The sequence below is a fragment of the Algoriphagus namhaensis genome, from assembly GCF_042649705.1.
In the GTDB taxonomy this organism is placed as follows: domain Bacteria; phylum Bacteroidota; class Bacteroidia; order Cytophagales; family Cyclobacteriaceae; genus Algoriphagus; species Algoriphagus namhaensis.
In genome coordinates this window covers 1,547,918-1,567,443 of record NZ_JBHRZS010000007.1, presented here as the reverse complement: position 1 = coordinate 1,567,443, position 19,526 = coordinate 1,547,918, and the positions used below count along the sequence as shown (strand labels likewise).

Sequence of the window (19,526 nt, the reverse complement as noted above, 5' to 3'; positions counted from 1 at the left end):
AAACTTTGCATCTTGATTTCAGTACACTAAACAAGAACATCGAACTATACCGTCTTGATCCGATTACTCAGACCACATTTATTTTTAATTTTTTGTTTTCCACTGTGTGTTTTTGATGTTTTTGCCCAGACGGTGAATGGAACTGTAAAGGATGCGGTGACAGGAGATTTGTTGCCTTTTACCAATGTTTTTCTAAATAATACAACCATAGGTACTACGACGGATGAGGACGGATTCTTTGAGCTTTCTCGACCCGATTTGCCTGGGACTTTTCAGTTGGTAGCCTCTTTTGTAGGTTATACCACAAGTACTATCGAGGTTTCGGTTGGTGAGAATGAAACCAAAACAGTAGACTTTATTTTAACACCTTTAGAGTCTTTGCTTAGTGAAGTTGAGCTCAAAAGTCGAAGAGATAAACCTTGGGAAAGAAATTTGAAACGCTTTCAAGACGTTTTTTTGGCTTTGCCTGATGATCCGATTGCAGGGCAATTAGAAATTACAAATCCTTGGGTACTTGAATTTGAAAAAGTGAAACCTGATAAGGGTGTGAACTACATTCAGGCTACTGCACAGGAACCTCTGATAATAGAGAATGATGCTTTAGGATACAAAATCACATACTATTTACAGGATTATAAATTCTATAATTTCAAATCCAGCTATTACGGATTAGCCTTTTTTCAAGAAAAGGACATTACTGATTCGATTAAATTGAATCAGACTCAATTAAATAAAGAGACTAGCTATCAAGGCTCCATCAAGCATTTGATGAAATCAATTCTGCTTCAAGATTTACCCGAGCAAGGGTTTGATCTATACGAGACTTTTCCTGAGCAGATGAATCGAAGGCGCACGAACACATACACAGTTGAACTCGGTGAATCCATTACTCCGTTAGCCCAAGATTCGATTCGACGCATTCCTTTGCGCAATGGAAACTTTAGAATCATTTGGCCCAAGCGAGTGGAGGTTCACTTTTTGAAGAAAAATTGGAGGAATGAGTATTATGTGGATATCTACCACCCTGTGGGTTGGGTTACCGCTCCTTTAGGGTATTTTGATATTGATAGAAACGGTGTCCCAATTCATCCTACCCAGGTCGTCCTTTCGGGTTATATCGGTCGTCCTCGAATGGGTCGTTCTTTACCTCATGATTTCACTCCTGAAAATACGTTTGAAAGTTTTGCAGCAGAAGTTGACTTTGGAAAAAGAGCGGTTAATCGCTGGCAAAACCTGCGAGAAACCCCCTATTTGCTCACAAACAAACCCTATTACTATCCGGGTGAGACTGTCTGGCTTGGTGGAAGGATGCTTTACAAAAATCAGTTTTATCAAGATACCCTTAGTCGGGTGCTCCATGTGGAACTACTTGACGCTCGATCTCAGGTGGTTCTAGCTAATCAATACTTAATCAGCGATGGGCACATGCAGGGAGCTATGTCTCTTCCAGATTCACTTCCTCAGGGGGATTATTTCATCCGGGCCTACACCGAATGGATGAAAAATTATCCAGAGCGAGATATATTTCTAAGAGCTCTTCCAGTTGTAAAAAAAGGTCTTAACATCCAGAATCAGCCAATTTCTCAAGTAGATTTTTTGGGTGATTTAGAATTTGTCCTTAAAGACTCTGTCTACAAAGAAGAAGGATATCAGGTGATGGACTTAGAGTTGTCCATTCGTGATGAATTGGACGAATTAATTCCTAACGAGGTGATGATTTCAGCGACAGATCCTAAGTTGGTGTCGCAGATTTCAGGACAGACCTCGATCATGCAGGCCTACGAGTGGATGGACCTGGAAGAAAAAGACCCATTAACGATCAGGCCAAAGCACTCGATTGAATATGGAATTACGGTTGTTGGGCAATTTATAAAAGATAAAAAGCGTCAACCCGACATCAATCCCATTACAATCGTGCGGGGAGATTTGGCGGATTATGGAATAGTAAAAACAGATACGCTTGGAAATTTCAGAGCCACTGGGCTGAATTTCTACGAATGGGATACCCTCTCGATTGCAGCCTTGGATAAAAGACAAAAGCCATATGGGAGTGTTGTTTTGAACAGCAGAGAATCACCTATTTTCAAAGGGTCATTTCCCAGACTTAGTTATACTAAGTATGAAACAAATGAAAATCAGATGTACTATGATATTCTGGGTGATTATATTCTCCTGGAAGAATTTGTAGCGGAGGATGAACGCATCGAAACCCTAGCTGACAGGTTCTATGGATATGGCCAACCCGATCAACTCTACTCTCGAGAGGATTTGGATAATTGGCCGGGGAATACCCTGGATCAGGTCATCGGAATGCGCTTTGGAAATGGAAGACTGGGAAATTTCAATTATGGACTAAACGCTGGCCAGCCACTCATCATCATAGATGGATCACGGTACCTCTACAGTTCGGATAGTACCGAAACCGCAAATACAGTACTCCAAACCTTGATCACCGATGAGGTGAAATCTGTGGCTATTTTTACTACTAGTGCAAATACATTTGGTTTAGCTGGTTTCGCCGGAGTGATTATGATTGAAACCAATAGGGGGGATCGATTTGCAGAAGGTGAGGAGAAGAGTTTTAATGATTTTGGATTTCAGAAGTTCGCATTTCGAGGATTTGCTGAGGAAATTCCTTTTCTCAATGAACCTACCGAGGAACAGCCCTTGACAAGAAGGCCTTCGCTTTATTGGAATCCAAGTGCTAAGCTCCCTAAAGGAAAGTATGCATTTAAAGTCTATGTCCCTATTGGCGTCTCTGAAATGGATATCCGGATAGAAGGGGTTACAGACGAGGGGTTGTCTTTTTGGAAAACGTTTAGGATCGAGTTGGAATAGAGGTAAGTAGTTCTGGCGGTTTATCTCCAACTGATTTTTTCAAATTCTTAGAAATTCCAAAAATCACAATTTTTGCTTTACTCTTTTAATTCCTCTCTAATCAGTGAGGTTAATTCATGGATAGACTTTTGAATATCAAGGAGAAACATTCTATTGTAGGATAGCATGCCATAGATATCTCTTGACTCAGCAGAGAGTTCATCATAATGTTGAATAAAAAGTTCCTTTGCCCCAGACACCTTTACCTGCAGCTCAGGCCTAAATTGTACAACGTGCCCTACTTTTTCCCGTATGGTGGAAGCCAGTTCATTGTGGTACTTTTCATCGATTTGTCCATCCACATCTTCGTAGGTTTTGTATTGATAATCATAAAGGTTGATGAGCATGGATTTGATTTTATCGGATTGTATTAATTCAAAGCCATTGTTTGATGTAAGGACATTGTACACACCTGATTTGGGAATAAAGCTCCGTCCGGCATAGGTGAGCTCAATCAGGTACTGATTTAGTTTTTCTTCATCAAGCTCTAGTAATTCTTTATTCTGATTTAATGGAATGATTTTTTCAAGAGCACCCAAAGCAATAATGCTTTTCTGCAGAGCGTCGTGTACAGTAACCGAATCCTGTTCCAGCGATCGGAGTAGATTTTAATAGTTTTCCATAGCCACTCTGTCGGCTTTTCGGTCTTCATTCCAGTTATTGATGGATAAGGCAATCAATATTCCAATCACTACTAATACAATCTCTCCAAATGCATATTTCAAGTATTTGCTGGTATTCCCTTTTGAAATCATAGTTTGACGAATTTTTCTAAAAAAGTTGATCATACTGAAGTTGATTCAATTCATTTTTTTGAATACTTACCACTAATTTGAGCTCCAAAGATCAAGTAATCCTTCATTGCAATTCAAGTTAATTTTTGCTGAGAAAATTGAAGAATTAATGACGCTGGCGGGAGTTCGTTAAGGTAAAATTGTCACAATTATTCTTTTGTAACTTGATAATTGTGGAGTCCCTCTATCGGTAACTTTTAATATGAAATGAGCTGTCTCTTCTTTATCCACTGCTGGCGCTGTATAATAAGCGATATGCACATTTTCTGCTCCATTTACATTTATAGTCTTTTTATATGTTCCAGCCTCAGGATAGTTAAACCATAAAAAACTGAAACTATCTCCATCTGGATCTAGTGTGTCGAATGCATCTAAAGAAAATGCTTCCCCTGATTTTACGGTGAGATGCTCATCATGTGACAGAATTGGTAAAGGTGCATGATTTGCTTCGGCATAGGACTTTGTACACCAGTCCATACGAGCAGCAAAATCATTTTGGAAATCATCTCTCCAGCGCCATAACGTTTCTTTATACCCTTCGAATACAGCAGTGTCTTTTTTTACAGTTCGTCCATATTCACTTGGAATGTACCGAATATAATGGTCGATGGCATTTGTCCAAATGGGTCTTGTTTCTGGTTCTATATTAACGATTGACCCGCCTTTCTTAGTTTTAGAAAAATCTGGTTTGTACAATTCGTAGCGACCACCCCAACCTCCCCATTCAGGATGTTCTGCATCGTTCAATCCGTTTGGAATTAAAGAGAGAAATGCGGGAGTATCACCTTCCACTCCCCAAGCCACATCCGGGTAAATTTCACCTAAAGGACCATGATTCTGTTGAATGTGATTTGCGATCCAACTATTACTAATGGTGGTGTTGTCAATGCCTTGAATAAAACTATTGATTCCTGTCCATGTGGCGCTACCATAGTCATCTCCTGGTGTGACGATGTAAAATAGGTCTGGAAAATTGTTCCGAATCCAAATACCGCTATCATCTTGATCAGAGATCGTGTAGACTCTCAATTTGGAAATAAGTCTTGCGGACTCTTCTTTACTTTTGGTTTTATCAATTTTGTACAAAGCTTGAGCAAGGGTGTTAACTCCTCCCCAAGTAGAAATCCACAGTGGGCGATCATCATTTTTCTCTAAGGTTTTGATAATCCACTCCGAACCTTCAGAATCCATTCCATCCCCAACTCCTTCCATTCCGTATTTAGGCAACCCACTTTTCACAAGTTTTTCAAGTGCTACGGCTTCTGGGAATCCAGCTTCATGTTTCAATAAGTTGGGTTGCACTTCTGCATAAGCATTGATCACTCTTTCAATTGATTCAGGGTGAATACTTGATGTCATCCAGCAGGAAGTTGTAGCTATAATTCCCTCAATATCAATTTGATTTGAATATAAAAGCAACCGAACAAGCGACTGAGTATCGTCTGGGTCAGCCTCAATATCTGTTAAAATGATTACCCTGTTTTTCGAGATAGTTTGCCCTACCGTGTAGCTGATCGGTAAGAAGATTAGAGCAAGAAGGAATAATAATTTCATAGCCAAGGATTTTGATGGTTTAAGGCTCAACCGTTCAATACTAATCGAAAAGTGAACCTTTGTTACCAATTTAGAGCTAAAATTCACAACTGATGATTTATATGATCATCAATTAGCGTTCGCTAGGATCGTCAATGCTATTGTTTTTTGTAGGGTCTTTGAAAAAGGGAAATACAAACTGACGGGTAAATCCTTTTGGGAATTTTACATCACCAAGTCCAGTACTTTTTGGCCAGCTTTTCCCGATAGGATAATAGGTACCAAACAGCATATCAATAAATGGAAAATGAATGGCAAAATTCTTATTATATGCCTTTGGGTCATCAGCATGATGCCAATGGTGGTATTGGGGGGTGACTATTATATAGCGGAGAGAGCCAAAATTAATTCGCGTATTGGCATGTGCTAAGACTGCCTGAATGGATACGATCACGACATATGCAATAAATACAGATTGACTAAATCCAAGCACGTAAATCGGTAGAAAAGAAAAGGCTCGAACCAATATCAAATCAACAAAATGGATTCTGGATCCGGCTAACCAGTCGATGTCTTTGATAGAATGATGAACCGAGTGAAAACGCCATAAAAAGGGGATTTTATGGAAGAAATAATGTGAAATCCACTGAAATAAATCAGATACAACTAAGGCGAGAAATAATTGTGGGATAAACCAAATTCCTTGAACCCATTCGTGTAAACTAGTCAAACCGACATTTGAAAATAGCTTCACTGCCGGGAGCTGAACCAAAACTCCGATCACTTGGATCAACAAATGGCTGATAATAAAATAGACTAAATCTGTTCTCCATTCTTCATGAAACTTTGTTTGCTCTAGTCTTTTGGGTAAAAACAACTCCATAGGAATGAATATGAGCGCAGAAATCAATAGGTCAAGAATAAGCCAATCCATACCAATCGTGAATGATTTGGAATCAATTTCCTGGATTTGGTATTCAGGAAGTCCGCTGGCTAAAAAGATTGAGGCTGCTATCAGTAAAATTGCAAGAAAGCCATGCCTTGTTTTTTTGCTCAAAATAAAACTGGATAAGGCAAAGCAGAATGATAGGGCGAGCACAATTAAAAAAGCCCATTTCACATAATCAGGCCTATATAATTCCCGAAAATCGCTGGTGGTTAAGTATTCAGGGAAATAGGCGCAAACCGTACCCCCGAAACAAAGAATTGCTAAAAAAATAGACAAATAGCCGCTAATTATTCCGTCGCCAATTTGAAGTCGTTTGTTTTGAGTCATTGGCTTTTGTCTATTGGTATGTGATGAGTTTTAAAGTTGATTTGTCCTAGGAATTTGATTTTACTAAAGGTAATTCAATTCATTTTTTCAAGTTCCCGATCGATCAGATTTGTCATTCTATCTATATAGTCAATTGTCTCATGGCCATTGAGATTTGCTGCTTCAAAGTGCTGGCCGATTGTGATCAGCCTATTCCTGTATTCAATATCGTCAATGATTTTCTCAAATCTAACTCGTAAATCTTCGAGGGATTTATTATGAAATTGATTCCCCATCAAAGGGAAAACCTTATCGAAATATTCCTCGAACCTTCTATGACCTGCAAAAGAATTATCTTCGATGTACATGAATACCGCAATAACATCCCTCCAATCCGTGACTAAATACTTCAAAGAATCATTGGAAATCAAATTGACCTCTCCTGAAGAAATTAAAGAATTAATGACACCAAAGGATGGTGAAATTTTACTAGAGAAAAAGGTCTTTTGATGGATTTCAGAGAAACTTGAATAGGATATGCTATCCTTTACCATCAATTTCATATATCTACCTAAAGGCTCATAAAGATTCTCTCTTCTTTCGATAGCCTTTCTGACTTTCTCTTTGTTCGTACTCAACTCTTGTCGTAGATCTATTAAGATCTTTTTTTCCATTTTCCTATTGACCCTGTCCTGATTCCAGGTATTAATCTGAAGTGCAATCAAAATCCCGATAACTACCAGCACAATTTCACCTATGGCATAAAGCAGGTACTTGCTTGCCCTGTTTTCTGTCAGCATTCGTTGTCTAATTATGCGAAAGAATTTTATCATCGGTTAGAGTTTATTTCTCTTTTAAATTCTGAAAGCCTTTGGTCAATTACTATTGATTTTCTTGGTGTTTTCATCGACCAAGTTTTTTTAAGATTGACCAAGTTTTCGTAACGAGCTTCGTGAATAAAATCTTGCGCTATCCTTGCAATTGAAGATTTAAAAGCGCCATGTAAAAATCATTCTAAATCAGCTCATCAATCCTTTTTTTTCAACTTGGATCTTTCGCTGATAGACCCTATTCCAGCGCCCAATGCCAGACCTATTGCAATCCAAGTTCCTACATTACCTAATGCCACTCCGATTGCAGAACCTATAGCAATCCCTAAGGCCATCCCCAATCCTAAGTTTTTTTTCTTCATTATTAGATATTCAATTTGGTATCAGAAAGCTTTCAAACCATCCAAAGCAATCAGTTTTCTAGCCACTAAATTTGCCGCAAATACAGCCCCATCCATATATCCTGGAGATTCCGCTGCTGACTCTGAACTGGAAAGTACTAACTTATCTTCAAAGAACGTCTTTCTAAAAAATTGATTCCCATTGTTTTGATGTGGATAATGAGGGATGTCTGTCGCTTCAAAGGTGTTTTTTTCCTCACTCCAGACGCATTCTACATAGTCCGTAAATTCTCCCACTTTTGGCCCAAAAACTTTCTTTAGCTGATCAATCACCCTGGCCCGTCTTTCGGAATCGTCAAGTTTCTTAAAAGAGGAGTTGATGAATCCACAAAGTGCAAACTTGGTTCTTTCAGAATTGCAATGATCGTAGAATTCAGTAATCGGGCCAGCATTGCTGAAAAATGTTCTCGGCTGGCCGGTAGTTTGCCAGAATGGTTGATCAAAGGTCAAAGCCACCTTGATAGAGTCTTCCATCCAAGTATGTGTTTGCTCTGCAATTTCCATCAATTCGGATGGGAGAGTAGCCTCGAATCGAATTCTTTTCGCCCATAATTTTGGCGGAATGGCTAATACTACTCGGCTCCCAATATAGACTGTGTCCGCATAGACTTCAACCGAATTATTTAGAAATTTAATCTCTCTAACAGTTTGGTTTAGGAGGATATCACCTTCGTCTAATTGATTGTATAGGCAATTGATCAGATTGGATGTACCACCTTCAATGCGATAACTTGGAGCTTGGTTGGGGATTTGGAACGAATCTATTGGGGAAGTCTGCGAGGCTTGATAATATACGATTCGGTCCATGTACTGCTCAAAATATCTAATCTCAAATTCCTCCAGCAGGGCTTTTAAGTTTTGATGTTGATCACCAAACCAAGTTGCCCCCATCTCCATAGGTGTATCATTTGCTCCAATCACTGTATTAATTCGTCCACCGATTCGATTTCTTGCTTCCAGAATTTTGAATGGGATTCCTGCTCTTTTTAACCTATAAGCTGTTAAAAGTCCTGATAAACCTGCTCCAATAATGATGATCATGGTGCAAAATTAGTCTAACCAAGTTTAATTAACCATTCTTTCACTTCCTGCATCATAAGCAATAGACTTTTAGAGCTCCTCTTATTTTAAAAAAACCTAGCTCCTTAAGATGAAGCTATTTTAATTGATTTCAACTAATTAAATGTACCAGTGAAACCAGGTGAGCTGGAGCTTAAGTAAACTATACTGAGAGTTAACGAACAGGCTTAGGCGGCATTAAAAAACTGATTGCTTTTGGAAGTACACTTATGGCAGCCGGAGCCAAGCCAAGGTATTCTCCGTCAGCTTCAATCCCGCAGGAGTCCGAACTTTCAATCAACACTTCCTTGGTGGTGTAATAACTCACTTCAGGATGCTTGATTTTTTCGCCAGTTTTTAATTTTATTAAGTTTTTTAAGTAGTCCCATATGCTTAAGTTCCCAAAAATAGCAACCTGAAACTGCCCATCGATGAGTTTGGCGTCAGGAGTGGCACAGATGGCGTTCCCGAAGTATCGTCCATTCGCAATAACCATTTGGAGTAGTTTACCACGCCAATGCCAGGAGTCGCTTTTAACTTTAACTTTCTTCTTGGCATAACTGATAAAGCCTTTTACGATATATATGAAGTAATTTAAACTAGGACTTAGTGAATTGCTTGATCTCTCTAGTTTTTGAATAACTAAGGCACCAAGCCCAACTCCGGTAACATTGATGAAATAGTGTGTTTCTTGATTTTTAGAGAATACTACTTTCCCTAGGTCAATCTCCTGGGTAGTATGGGATTGAATTAACTGAAGCAGTTCCTCTAATGAATTTGATAGGCCCACAGTCCTAGCAAAATCATTAGCTGAACCATAAGGAAGGAGTCCAATGATTGGGTATTCATTGGCGCTAATGTTACTTTGTAAGATGCCATTGATGACCTCATGCAAAGTCCCATCACCGCCAACAGCAATTACATGACTACAGCCATCTCCGGTTGCTTCTTTGGCTATTTCAATGGCATGCTTTTTCCAACGGGTCGGGATAAACCGAACATCCCTAAGATTTTTCTGCTGACAGTATTGTTCAAGCTTTGGGAGCTCTGCAGCCAATCCCCCATTTTTGTTGTTGACTACAAATACAATGTTCACCTCAGAAAGGTAGTATAATCCCAGCAGGTCAGACTTAATATTGTTGCTTTTCTACGATGAGGATATAATCAATTTTTGCAGTTGCCCCCATGAGCTGAAAAGAGGGGCGAACATTTGGGATAATTGAAATAACTTCTCCATCGAGTCGATTTAAATACAGCTCTAACTTTTCTTGCATGGTGTCACTCTTGACATCTAATCTATGTACCTTATATTTCATTTCCCCTATTTGAGTTTTGAGTCTGTTTAAAGCTATGATTTACTTCCTAGGCTTGATGGTCCATCACTAATTATTTCACCATACTTCTCGCAGGTCCCCAAACAGCTCTTCCAGGCAAAGCACCGGTATGTTCGCCATTTTCGAGCACTTGAGTTCCATTGACGAAGACATGAGAAATTCCTGTGGCGTATTGATGTGGATTTTCGAAAGTGGCATGATCTTGCACCTTTTCTGGGTTAAAAATCACCAAATCCGCGAAATAGCCTGGCTTAAGTAAGCCGCGCTTTTGGATTTTGAGGTTGCTGGCCGGTAAACCAGTAAGCTTGTAAATGGCCTCCTCGAGAGAGATCACTTTTTCTTCCCGAACGTATTTCCCGAGCAACCTTGCAAAGTTGCCATACGCACGTGGGTGTGTACTGCTTTTGAGAAAAACTCCTTCAGGAGCCATGGATCCGCCATCCGAACCAAAGCTCATGTAGGGTAGGGCAATCTGCTTTTTTACATTTTCTTCAGACATCAAAAAATAAACCGTGCCTACTCGACTACCATCTTGAATGACCAAATCCATGGCGGTTTGCTCTGGACTTTTTCCACGCATCTCTGCCACTTCTGAGAGAGTTTTTCCGGTGAGATATTTTAGACTATCATTCACAAAACCTACCAAAAGCATTTTATCTGCACTACCAGATGCTAGCATTAGGCTTTCCCATTGTACATTGGGATCTTTCATTTCTGCTTCTACTTTCTTCCGAATGGCTGGATCTTTTAATCTTTGGATCCAATCATTGAGTCCACCTTCCTGCACCCAAGGTGGCATAGCCGCATCCAGACCTGTTGCGCCAGCTACGTAATTATACATGTCTGTAGTGATCTCGAGTCCAGCTGCTCTCGCTGAATCTATCTTTGCCACCACGGCATCAAACTTATGCCAGTTTTTCACACCTGCCATTTTCAGGTGATAGACTTCTGCACGGATATCAGCCTCATTTGCAATGCGAATCAGTTCATCCAAACTTTCCAAAAGGCGATCCCCTTCGCTACGCATGTGCGAGATATACATTCCGTCATATTTGGATGCTACTTTGCTGATTTCTATCAATTCCTCAGTGCTAGAATAGAAAGCGGGAGCATAGATTAGTGATGAAGCAATACCCAAAGCCCCGCCTTTCATCTCATCTTCCACCATTTTACGCATTGCTCCAAGCTCCTCTTCTGTGGCTTCACGATCCTCAAATCCAACTGTGTTAATCCTTAAGGTGGTGGCTCCGATGAAGGAAGCGACATTGGTAGAAACGCCCTTTTTCTCTAAAAATTCCAAGTACTCCGAAAGGCTATTCCAAGTAATGTCGTACTTGATATCTCCTTGGTTTGCCAGCAGGTCCGCTTTACTTGACTCAGTCAGTGGCCCCCAGGATTGTCCTTCACCAAACACTTCCAAGGTTACTCCCTGCCGGATGTCACTTTGCGATTTTCCATCCTCGATTAATGATTCAACTGCCCAGCTTAACATATTGATAAATCCTGGGGTGATTACCATTCCTTGTGCGTCGATTTCTTTTTCTCCAACCGCATTACTGAGATCTCCGATAAAGGCAATAGTGTCTGCCCGAACACCCAGATCTGCTGAATAAGCTGGCTCACCGGTACCGTCGATGACTTGTGCATTTCGAATCAGAACATCATAGCCTTCTGGAGTATTGCAAGAGGCTAAAATTAGAATCCCTATGAAGAAGATTGCTTTAGGAAGATTTTTCATCGATTGAAAAGTTTAAAGTGAAGAATGATTTTTTAATAAACTGACAGCTAGACGCCCTCAGCATGATCTACCCACTTACCATCCAAAGTCAAGTAGGCGCCCATCGCATCGGCCGTCATGCAGGAGTGAATGGGTAGAATACCCAAAAGATCTCCGACTTTTACTTTTGAAATCAGATCATCTGAGGCTTTGATGATGCCGTGTTCTTGTGAGATGCTTTTCAGATGGGAACCGTCATTCGGGATACTCCAGCCCTGATCGTGAAGGTATACTACCTCCCCAAAGTTTTTGCCACCGTCCTCATGCGGCAAAACATCCTTGGCAAAATGAACCCCTCCACCATGAATCAAAATCTCATTTCTATCTTTTTTGATATCTACCACCGGAACGGCCATTGCCACCGCGATATCCGACTTTGCGCAGCTTCCCAAGGTCGACTGCATGAGGTCGTAAAAAACAAAATTACCAGGACCCATCTCATCAATGTCACCAAAGTCATCAGTCACGGAGCAGCCAGGAGTATCTCCTGTTCGCGTTACCAAATCAGGATATTCTGATTGGTATTTGCTTTTAAGCATGGCAAGGGCTTGGCGGGTTTGCTCGTAAATTTTTGGGATGTCTGCGTAATACGTATGTCCAGGGTGGAGGTAAAATCCCCTGAAATGAAGGTGGGAGGATTGCTTCGCGATTTTCAGAATAGCTTCTATCAGCCCAAAATCGCTAACTTCTACACCTGTACGCCCGTATCCAGCGTCAATTTCGATAAAGAAGCCTACATCATTAGTCAGTACTTCAACCAATTTCTGAGTCGTATCAGTATTGATTAATTGCACCGAAAAAGACTGCTTTACTGCGAGCTCATTGAGTTTTTTCGCTTCCAAAGGATTAAAAGGAAAAGCGATATGAATATTTTCCCAGCCTTGGTCACAAAGGTATTCGGCCATTTTCAAAGAAGAGGCTGTGACTTCCGTAATGCCATAGTCTTTAGCCCAGTTTCCAATCTGGTGAGATTGAGCCGTTTTGAAATGAGGCATCAGCTTCATTCCATTTTTCGCCGCTTTGGCAGCCATATTTTTGAGATTGTTTCTGCAGATCTTTTCGTCAAGCAGGAGGGTAGGTGAGGTGATTTGATCTAAATAGGACATGGATGTTAGGATTCAAAAATTCATTGGTATACAGTAAATAAACAAAAGATTATGAATAGTCCTGTGGTACTTTGAGGAGAAAAAAAGGGTGAAAGTATGCGGGGAGTTCTATTTTCGGTATTTCATGCATTAAAGCCCGGCAAATATTCTAATTTTGTTGCCCAAAGAAATGGGCGTCAAATCACCCTAAGAAATAGACCAAAAGTAAAGTCAGCTGAACTTCATGGAAGCAAAGAAAATCCGAAAGACCTTTATTGAGTTTTTTGAGAGTAAGCAACACCAATATGTCCCTTCCGCACCAATTGTGGTCAAAAATGACCCAACCTTGATGTTTACCAATGCGGGGATGAATCAATTTAAAGATGCCTTTTTAGGTAACGAAGAGGCCAAATATCCCAGAGTGGCCAACAGTCAAAAGTGTCTCCGCGTGAGTGGAAAACACAATGACCTAGAAGAGGTGGGCGTAGATACCTATCATCACACCATGTTTGAGATGTTGGGTAATTGGTCTTTTGGTGACTATTTCAAAAAAGAAGCGATTCAGTGGGCTTGGGAGCTTTTGACTGAAATTTACAAATTAGATAAAGATCGTCTTTATGTTTCTGTGTTCGAGGGAGATAAAGGGGATAATCTAGCTATGGACAAGGAGGCGTTTGACCTCTGGAAGGCCATCGTGCCTGAGGATCGAATCATCATGGGGTCCAAGAAGGATAACTTTTGGGAGATGGGAGATACCGGACCTTGTGGACCTTGCTCTGAGATTCATATTGACCTCAGGTCAGACGCAGAACGCGCAGCTATTCCTGGAAAGGACCTCGTAAATAATGATCATCCTCAGGTGATCGAAATTTGGAACTTGGTATTTATGCAATTCAATCGAGTGGCAGATGGAAGTCTGAAAAACCTTCCTGCCACTCATGTGGATACTGGGATGGGATTTGAACGATTGGTTCGAGCCATTCAGCACAAATCATCCAACTACGATACCGATCTTTTTACTCCGTTTTTGTATACCTTGGAGGTCAAGTCCGGCAAAACTTATGGCAAAGACGAGGAGACGGACATCGCTTTTCGAGTAATTGTAGATCATATTCGTGCTATTTCATTTACCATTGCGGATGGACAGCTGCCTTCTAACAATAAAGCAGGCTATGTGATCCGAAGAATATTGCGTCGTGCAGTTCGCTATGGCTATACCTTCTTGGGCTTCCAAGAGCCATTTCTATATGAGCTCTGCGACTTGATCGCAGCGAATTTTGGAGACATTTTCCCAGAGGTACGCCAGCAAAAAGACTTTATCTCCAAGGTGATTTTTGAAGAAGAGAGTTCTTTCCTCAGAACCTTGGATAATGGCTTAAAGCGTCTGGATCAGATCAAAAAGGAAATGGCTGCCTCGGGAGAGACTGTTATTTCTGGACCAACTGCTTTTGAGCTATATGATACCTTTGGATTTCCTCTCGATTTGACTTCTCTGATCGCCAGAGAAAATGGTCTTTCGCTTGATGAAAAAGGCTTTGCCCAAGAAATGGAAAAGCAAAAGAACCGATCTCGAGCTGCCTCTGAGCAGGAAACCGGCGATTGGATGATCATCAATGAAGATGTAGCTGTAGAATTCGTTGGTTACGACTTTTTGGAAGCTCATTCTCGCATTTTGAAATACCGAGCGGTCAGTAGTAAAAAGGGTAAGCTATTTCAAATAGTCTTGGACAAAACGCCTTTTTACGCAGAAAGTGGAGGACAAGTGGGAGACACGGGTTGGCTGATTTCAGAAGGGGAAAAGATACGGGTGATCGATACCAAAAAAGAAAATGACCTGATCATTCACTTCGTCGATAAGCTTCCTGTAAAAGCGGATACCTTATTTTCTGCAGAAGTGGATGCGAAAAAGCGGAAGCTGACGATGAACAATCACACGGCTACGCATTTGCTTCAGTCGGCTTTGAGAGAGGTCCTCGGAGATCATATCCAGCAGAGAGGTTCCTTGGTTAATGATGAGGTACTTCGGTTTGACTTTTCTCATTTTGCAAAAATGAGTGAGGAGGAAATTCTCAAAGTCGAACAAATCGTCAATGAGAAAATCCGGGAAAACATCCACTTGAATGAGCAGCGAAACGTCCCCATCGAAGAGGCGAAGCAAAAAGGAGCGACAGCCCTTTTTGGAGAAAAATACGGCGATTTTGTTCGCGTTATTACCTTTGATCCAAAGTTTTCGGTGGAACTCTGCGGAGGAACACATGTACCATACACGAGTCAGATTGGATTATTTAAGATAGTTTCAGAGGGTTCTATTTCATCTGGTGTTCGAAGAATTGAAGCGATCACTTCAGTGAAAGCTGAAAATTACCTGCGCGGACAGGAGCAGTTGGTAAAAGAGATTCAAGAAATTCTAAAAAATCCAGCCGATCTGAAGAAGGCTGTGGAAAGTTTGCTTTCAGAGCGAAACGAATTAAGAAGGGAGATCGATTCTTTGCATCAAGAAAAGGCTTCAGGCGTAAAGCAGGAGCTTTTAAAAGCAGTAGAACCGGCAGGAAATAAAAACGTAATCATCGCAAAGGTGACTCTTCCTAGCGCCGATGCCTTGAAAAAGCTTGCTTTCGAGTTGAAAAACGAGGTAGAAATGGCTTTGGTGGTGCTTGCTGCGGATATAGCTGGTAAACCTCAGATTGCTGTTATACTCGACGATGCTTTGATTTCTTCAGAAAATCTCAATGCAGGTCAGATCGTCCGAGATCTAGCCAAAGAAATCCAAGGTGGGGGAGGTGGTCAACCTTTCTTTGCCACGGCGGGTGGAAAAAACCTAGATGGTTTGGATCATGTTGTAGTAAAGGCAAAAGCTCAATTTTTGAAGTAAGGCGCTGATAGATGGATGATCCAAAGGAAAAATACCAGGTTGTAATAGGTTTAGAAGTTCATGCTCAGTTGGCCACAAAAAGTAAGATTTTTGCGGCTGATTCGACCAAATATGGCCAAGAACCCAATACTCAAATTTCGGTGATTACTTTGGGGCATCCAGGTACCCTGCCCAAAATAAATGAGCGGGTAATCGAGTATGCAGTGAAAATGGGGCTTGCTTGTAATTCTGAGATCACCCGGTACAATATTTTCGACAGGAAAAATTATTTCTATCCCGACCTTCCGAAGGGATATCAAATTACCCAAGACAAAAGTCCGGTTTGTGTGGGAGGTTTTGTTCCTATCCTTTTGAAAGATGGAACGAAGCGTAATGTCCAGCTCAATAGAATTCACATGGAAGAAGATGCAGGTAAATCGATCCATTTAGCCGAAGAGGAAGATACTTTGGTTGATTTCAATCGAGCTGGGACTCCTCTAATTGAGATTGTTTCGGAGCCGGATTTGTTTACCGCTGAGGAGGCAACGGTCTTTCTTGCCGAAATCAAAAAACTGGTTATGTATCTGGGTATCTGCGATGGAAATATGGAGGAAGGCTCGCTTCGATGCGACGCGAACATTTCCGTCATGAGAAAGGACTCCACCCAGCTTGGGAAAAAAGTGGAAGTTAAGAATATGAATTCCTTCAGAAACGTTGCCCGAGCCATAGACCATGAATTTGAACGTCAGGTTGATTTGCTGGAACGAGGAGAAGAAATCATTTCTGAAACCAGAACTTTCGATGCAGCTAAAGGTACCACGGCGAGCATGCGTACTAAAGAGGACCTGAACGATTACAGATATTTCCCAGAGCCCGATTTAAGTCCGATATTGATCTCCGATGAGTGGCTTGAAGCAATCCAAGACTCCATGCCTGTTCTTCCAAGGGAGATGCATCAAAAGTTTGTAGAAGAATTTGGCCTACCGGATTACGACGCTTATTTCCTTACGGAAAATAAAGAAATGGCGCTTTACTTTGATGAGCTTTGTCGCAAGACCAAGAACTACAAGGCTGCATCCAACTGGATGATGGGTCCGGTAAAGTCATCACTTAATGAACTTGGAGGCCAAATTAGTGGTTTTCCCATCGATGAAGTGACCTTAGCCGCACTGATCGAATTAGTGGATGACGGGAAAGTAAGTTTCTCTGCTGCTTCGCAAAATGTTTATCCTGAGTTATTAAAGAATACTGGAGAAAGTCCTTTAGAGATTGCTCAGCGTCTTAATTTGATTCAAGAAAGTGATGAGTCTTCGTTGATTCCTATAGTAGAAAGTGTTCTTGCCGAGCATCCTGACAAGGTGAAAGCTTACCAATCTGGTAAAAAAGGACTTTTAGGCATGTTTATGGGGCAGGTGATGCGCAAATCAAATGGAAAAGCAGATCCTACCGTGGCCACAAAAATATTGACAGAATTATTAGCTAAATAAAAAATGAAAATTCAATTATCATCCTTTATCCTGTTTGCCACCATCTTGTTTTTTTCGTGCGAAAATGCAGGAAATGCTTCAAATGACGGCAAAATCACCATTTCAGGAACGCTAAAAAATGCGCCAGATGGCAACTTGATCCTTTCGGAGTTTACAGATAGCCGACCAATTGTCTTGGATACATTAACGCTCACGGACGGTAACTATTCTTTCGAGTTGGAGTTGGAGTCGCCCAAATTTTTGGAATTAGATCTTTATGGTCGGGAGAAAGTCAGATTGGCATTATTCGATGAGGATGTTCAAGTCAATTATGATTTTTCTAAAGCTAATAGCCTGGAAATCAATGGCTCAAAGGATAGCCAAGAGATGATTAAGATTCAAACTTTGATGACTAACTATCAAAATCAAGTCAATGAACTTAATGAAGAATACTATGCTGCCATGAGCGCGAACGATGCTGAGGCAATCAAGACAATTCAAGAAAAGGCATTGAATCTCGAAGCCAATCAATCAGATCAGGTCAAAGAAGTGATTAATAGTATGGATGATAGCTTCGCTTCTCTTGCGGCTTTGGGTTTTCTGAATACCAAAAACGATTTTCCGTTTATAGATAGTTTGGTGACCGAACTAAATAACAGATACCCTGATACCAAAATGATCTTGCAGATTAAGCAGCAACTCGACGAGATGCGCGCGCTTTCTATTGGGCAGGTAGCTCCTGAGATCGAATCCACCAATCCAAATGGGGAATTACTGAAATTGTCTGATTACAGAGGAAAGTATGTTTTGATCGACTTTTGGGCAGCTTGGTGCAAGCCTTGTCGTCAAGAAAATCCGAACCTGGTAAGAATGTATGCGCAATACAAAGATAAAGGCTTGGAGATTTTTGGAGTCTCTTTGGATCGTGCTCGTGAGCCATGGGTCGAAGCCATTGCAACAGATGGTTTGACTTGGCCGCAGGTTTCTGATTTGACTTATTTCGATGGCCCAGCCCCAACGACCTATCAGATAAATGCCATTCCCGCATCTTTTCTTTTAGATCCGGAAGGAAGGATTGTTGCGCGTGACCTGAGAGGAGCATCACTCGAAAATAAACTTGCTGAGCTATTTGACTAAGCAGGCCATATTCTCTAAACGTAAAAAAGCTCTCGAACCGTCGAGAGCTTTTTTGATTTTAGTCCAATAAGTAGAAGGAAGGATCGAAAAATACCAAACAGTCCTCCCTTAAAAAGTCGTATGAGTAAAAAAGGAATTTTTAAAAGTTGTTTATCACCCAGAACAAAACTAATAAAAAGATTCAAAAGAAAAACAATCCTTTACCTCTTTACTGTTACGAAAATATTACGTTTTCTAGAAATAGATTGATATTTCGAATACAATCGATTGCGAATTACTTTTCGATTTTTTCAAAACTTGCCAATACTCCGCGTACCAAGGAGGAACTAAATCCATGATGTTCCATCTCATTCAAGCCCACTATTGTACAACCTTTTGGGGTGGTGACTTTATCGATTACTTCCTCAGGATGTAGGTTGTTTTGGATCATGAGCTCTGCTGCTCCTTTCATAGTTTGATTCACAATTTTGCTCGCTGTTGCTGAATCGAAACCGATTTGGATCCCTCCTTGGATCATGGCTCGCATAAATCGAAGGACATAAGCAATCCCACATGCTCCTAGAACAGTGGCTGCTTCCATAAGATTTTCATCGATTGGGATAGTGATTCCGATGCTGTTGAAGAGTTCGTTTACCTCCTGTACCTGTGTATCGCTTGCATTTTGATGGCAGACGCAGGTGACAGATTCTTGAATATCTGCGGCAACATTTGGCATAGCTCTAAAAATCACCGCGTCTGAACTGATCTCAGAAGCAATTTCCGACAGGGTAACCCCAGTGGCGAGAGAAATGATGGTATGCTTTGAAATATCCAACTCCGAAGAAATCTCCTGCATGATCGGCTTGACATTGTAAGGCTTCACACCTAGAATTACGATTTCAGCTTCTGCCGCAGCTTTGGCATTATCAGTGAAAACCCGAACTCCTTTTGTTGCAAACTCTTCCAGACTTGTCACATTTCTTCTGGTAAGTATCAATTGCCCCGCATCAAAGTTTGGGTTTTGTAAAAGTCCGTGGGCGATGGATTTACCTAGATTTCCACAGCCGATAATCGCAATATTTTTTTTCATTTTAATAAATGTGAGATTTTTTGCCTTTTCTATGAAATAAAGGTAAGGAAAGCATTCG

Annotated in this window: 16 protein-coding genes; 4 read left to right on the top strand and 12 right to left on the bottom strand. The window is 40.9% G+C overall.

Annotated elements, in window-relative coordinates; translation table 11 throughout:
- Nucleotides 1-132 precede the first annotated feature (132 nt).
- On the top strand, nucleotides 133-2,838 hold the full coding sequence (locus ACFOSV_RS15190) for a carboxypeptidase-like regulatory domain-containing protein (RefSeq protein WP_377906885.1): 2,706 nt from the start codon (nucleotides 133-135) through the stop codon (nucleotides 2,836-2,838).
- Nucleotides 2,839-2,915: 77 nt separating this feature from the next.
- On the opposite strand, the gene ACFOSV_RS15185 is transcribed toward ACFOSV_RS15190, so the two are convergent.
- From ACFOSV_RS15185 to ACFOSV_RS15135, 11 genes are all read right to left on the bottom strand, one after another.
- Nucleotides 2,916-3,416: a hypothetical protein gene (locus ACFOSV_RS15185; protein ID WP_377906884.1), complete on the bottom strand. Its 501-nt coding sequence runs from the start codon at nucleotides 3,414-3,416 to the stop codon at nucleotides 2,916-2,918.
- Between the two features lie 69 nt (nucleotides 3,417-3,485).
- A complete protein-coding gene (locus ACFOSV_RS15180; RefSeq protein WP_377906883.1) occupies nucleotides 3,486-3,632 on the bottom strand; it encodes a DUF6090 family protein in 147 nt (48 codons plus the stop codon).
- A 168-nt stretch (nucleotides 3,633-3,800) separates the two neighbouring features.
- Complete coding sequence (locus ACFOSV_RS15175) at nucleotides 3,801-5,225, bottom strand: DUF1593 domain-containing protein (protein ID WP_377906882.1); 1,425 nt, start codon at nucleotides 5,223-5,225, stop codon at nucleotides 3,801-3,803.
- A gap of 112 nt (nucleotides 5,226-5,337) precedes the next feature.
- On the bottom strand, nucleotides 5,338-6,480 hold the full coding sequence (locus ACFOSV_RS15170) for a sterol desaturase family protein (RefSeq protein WP_377906881.1): 1,143 nt from the start codon (nucleotides 6,478-6,480) through the stop codon (nucleotides 5,338-5,340).
- A gap of 74 nt (nucleotides 6,481-6,554) precedes the next feature.
- Entirely contained in the window at nucleotides 6,555-7,292 is a 738-nt protein-coding gene (locus tag ACFOSV_RS15165; RefSeq protein ID WP_377906880.1) for a hypothetical protein, read from the bottom strand.
- A gap of 194 nt (nucleotides 7,293-7,486) precedes the next feature.
- Nucleotides 7,487-7,651, bottom strand: a complete 165-nt coding sequence (locus ACFOSV_RS15160) for a hypothetical protein (RefSeq protein WP_377906879.1) — start codon at nucleotides 7,649-7,651, stop codon at nucleotides 7,487-7,489.
- Nucleotides 7,652-7,672: 21 nt separating this feature from the next.
- Complete coding sequence (locus tag ACFOSV_RS15155; protein ID WP_377906878.1) at nucleotides 7,673-8,731, bottom strand: flavin monoamine oxidase family protein; 1,059 nt, start codon at nucleotides 8,729-8,731, stop codon at nucleotides 7,673-7,675.
- Nucleotides 8,732-8,924: 193 nt separating this feature from the next.
- The gene (locus tag ACFOSV_RS15150; RefSeq protein ID WP_377906877.1) at nucleotides 8,925-9,845 is read right to left on the bottom strand and encodes a diacylglycerol/lipid kinase family protein; all 921 of its coding nucleotides are present in this window, start codon (nucleotides 9,843-9,845) and stop codon (nucleotides 8,925-8,927) included.
- A 34-nt stretch (nucleotides 9,846-9,879) separates the two neighbouring features.
- On the bottom strand, nucleotides 9,880-10,065 hold the full coding sequence (locus ACFOSV_RS15145; RefSeq protein ID WP_377906876.1) for a hypothetical protein: 186 nt from the start codon (nucleotides 10,063-10,065) through the stop codon (nucleotides 9,880-9,882).
- Between the two features lie 70 nt (nucleotides 10,066-10,135).
- Nucleotides 10,136-11,821 (bottom strand): N-acyl-D-amino-acid deacylase family protein, encoded by a 1,686-nt coding sequence (locus tag ACFOSV_RS15140; RefSeq protein ID WP_377906875.1) that lies wholly within the window; start codon nucleotides 11,819-11,821, stop codon nucleotides 10,136-10,138.
- A 47-nt stretch (nucleotides 11,822-11,868) separates the two neighbouring features.
- Nucleotides 11,869-12,966, bottom strand: a complete 1,098-nt coding sequence (locus ACFOSV_RS15135; protein ID WP_377906874.1) for an alanine racemase — start codon at nucleotides 12,964-12,966, stop codon at nucleotides 11,869-11,871.
- A 223-nt stretch (nucleotides 12,967-13,189) separates the two neighbouring features.
- On the opposite strand from ACFOSV_RS15135, the gene alaS reads away from it, so the two are divergent.
- Genes alaS through ACFOSV_RS15120 form a run of 3 tightly spaced genes read left to right on the top strand, consistent with a single transcriptional unit; the run spans nucleotide 13,190 to nucleotide 18,399 of the window.
- On the top strand, nucleotides 13,190-15,817 hold the full coding sequence (gene alaS, locus ACFOSV_RS15130) for an alanine--tRNA ligase (protein ID WP_377906873.1): 2,628 nt from the start codon (nucleotides 13,190-13,192) through the stop codon (nucleotides 15,815-15,817).
- Nucleotides 15,818-15,828: 11 nt separating this feature from the next.
- Nucleotides 15,829-17,283: an Asp-tRNA(Asn)/Glu-tRNA(Gln) amidotransferase subunit GatB gene (gatB, locus tag ACFOSV_RS15125; protein WP_377906872.1), complete on the top strand. Its 1,455-nt coding sequence runs from the start codon at nucleotides 15,829-15,831 to the stop codon at nucleotides 17,281-17,283.
- Nucleotides 17,284-17,286: 3 nt separating this feature from the next.
- Nucleotides 17,287-18,399: a redoxin domain-containing protein gene (locus ACFOSV_RS15120; protein ID WP_377906871.1), complete on the top strand. Its 1,113-nt coding sequence runs from the start codon at nucleotides 17,287-17,289 to the stop codon at nucleotides 18,397-18,399.
- Between the two features lie 274 nt (nucleotides 18,400-18,673).
- Here the strand turns inward: ACFOSV_RS15120 and proC are convergent, their stop codons facing one another.
- Nucleotides 18,674-19,468 (bottom strand): pyrroline-5-carboxylate reductase, encoded by a 795-nt coding sequence (gene proC, locus ACFOSV_RS15115; protein WP_377906870.1) that lies wholly within the window; start codon nucleotides 19,466-19,468, stop codon nucleotides 18,674-18,676.
- Nucleotides 19,469-19,526: the final 58 nt, after the last annotated feature.

Coding starts and splice junctions, on each gene's coding strand:
- ACFOSV_RS15180 (WP_377906883.1), bottom strand. CDS start 3,632: ATGATTTCAAAAGGGAATACCAGCAAATACTTGAAATATGCATTTGGA.
- ACFOSV_RS15175 (WP_377906882.1), bottom strand. CDS start 5,225: ATGAAATTATTATTCCTTCTTGCTCTAATCTTCTTACCGATCAGCTAC.
- ACFOSV_RS15170 (WP_377906881.1), bottom strand. CDS start 6,480: ATGACTCAAAACAAACGACTTCAAATTGGCGACGGAATAATTAGCGGC.
- ACFOSV_RS15165 (WP_377906880.1), bottom strand. CDS start 7,292: ATGATAAAATTCTTTCGCATAATTAGACAACGAATGCTGACAGAAAAC.
- ACFOSV_RS15160 (WP_377906879.1), bottom strand. CDS start 7,651: ATGAAGAAAAAAAACTTAGGATTGGGGATGGCCTTAGGGATTGCTATA.
- ACFOSV_RS15155 (WP_377906878.1), bottom strand. CDS start 8,731: ATGATCATCATTATTGGAGCAGGTTTATCAGGACTTTTAACAGCTTAT.
- ACFOSV_RS15145 (WP_377906876.1), bottom strand. CDS start 10,065: ATGAAATATAAGGTACATAGATTAGATGTCAAGAGTGACACCATGCAA.
- ACFOSV_RS15140 (WP_377906875.1), bottom strand. CDS start 11,821: ATGAAAAATCTTCCTAAAGCAATCTTCTTCATAGGGATTCTAATTTTA.
- ACFOSV_RS15135 (WP_377906874.1), bottom strand. CDS start 12,966: ATGTCCTATTTAGATCAAATCACCTCACCTACCCTCCTGCTTGACGAA.
- alaS (WP_377906873.1), top strand. CDS start 13,190: ATGGAAGCAAAGAAAATCCGAAAGACCTTTATTGAGTTTTTTGAGAGT.
- gatB (WP_377906872.1), top strand. CDS start 15,829: ATGGATGATCCAAAGGAAAAATACCAGGTTGTAATAGGTTTAGAAGTT.
- ACFOSV_RS15120 (WP_377906871.1), top strand. CDS start 17,287: ATGAAAATTCAATTATCATCCTTTATCCTGTTTGCCACCATCTTGTTT.
- proC (WP_377906870.1), bottom strand. CDS start 19,468: ATGAAAAAAAATATTGCGATTATCGGCTGTGGAAATCTAGGTAAATCC.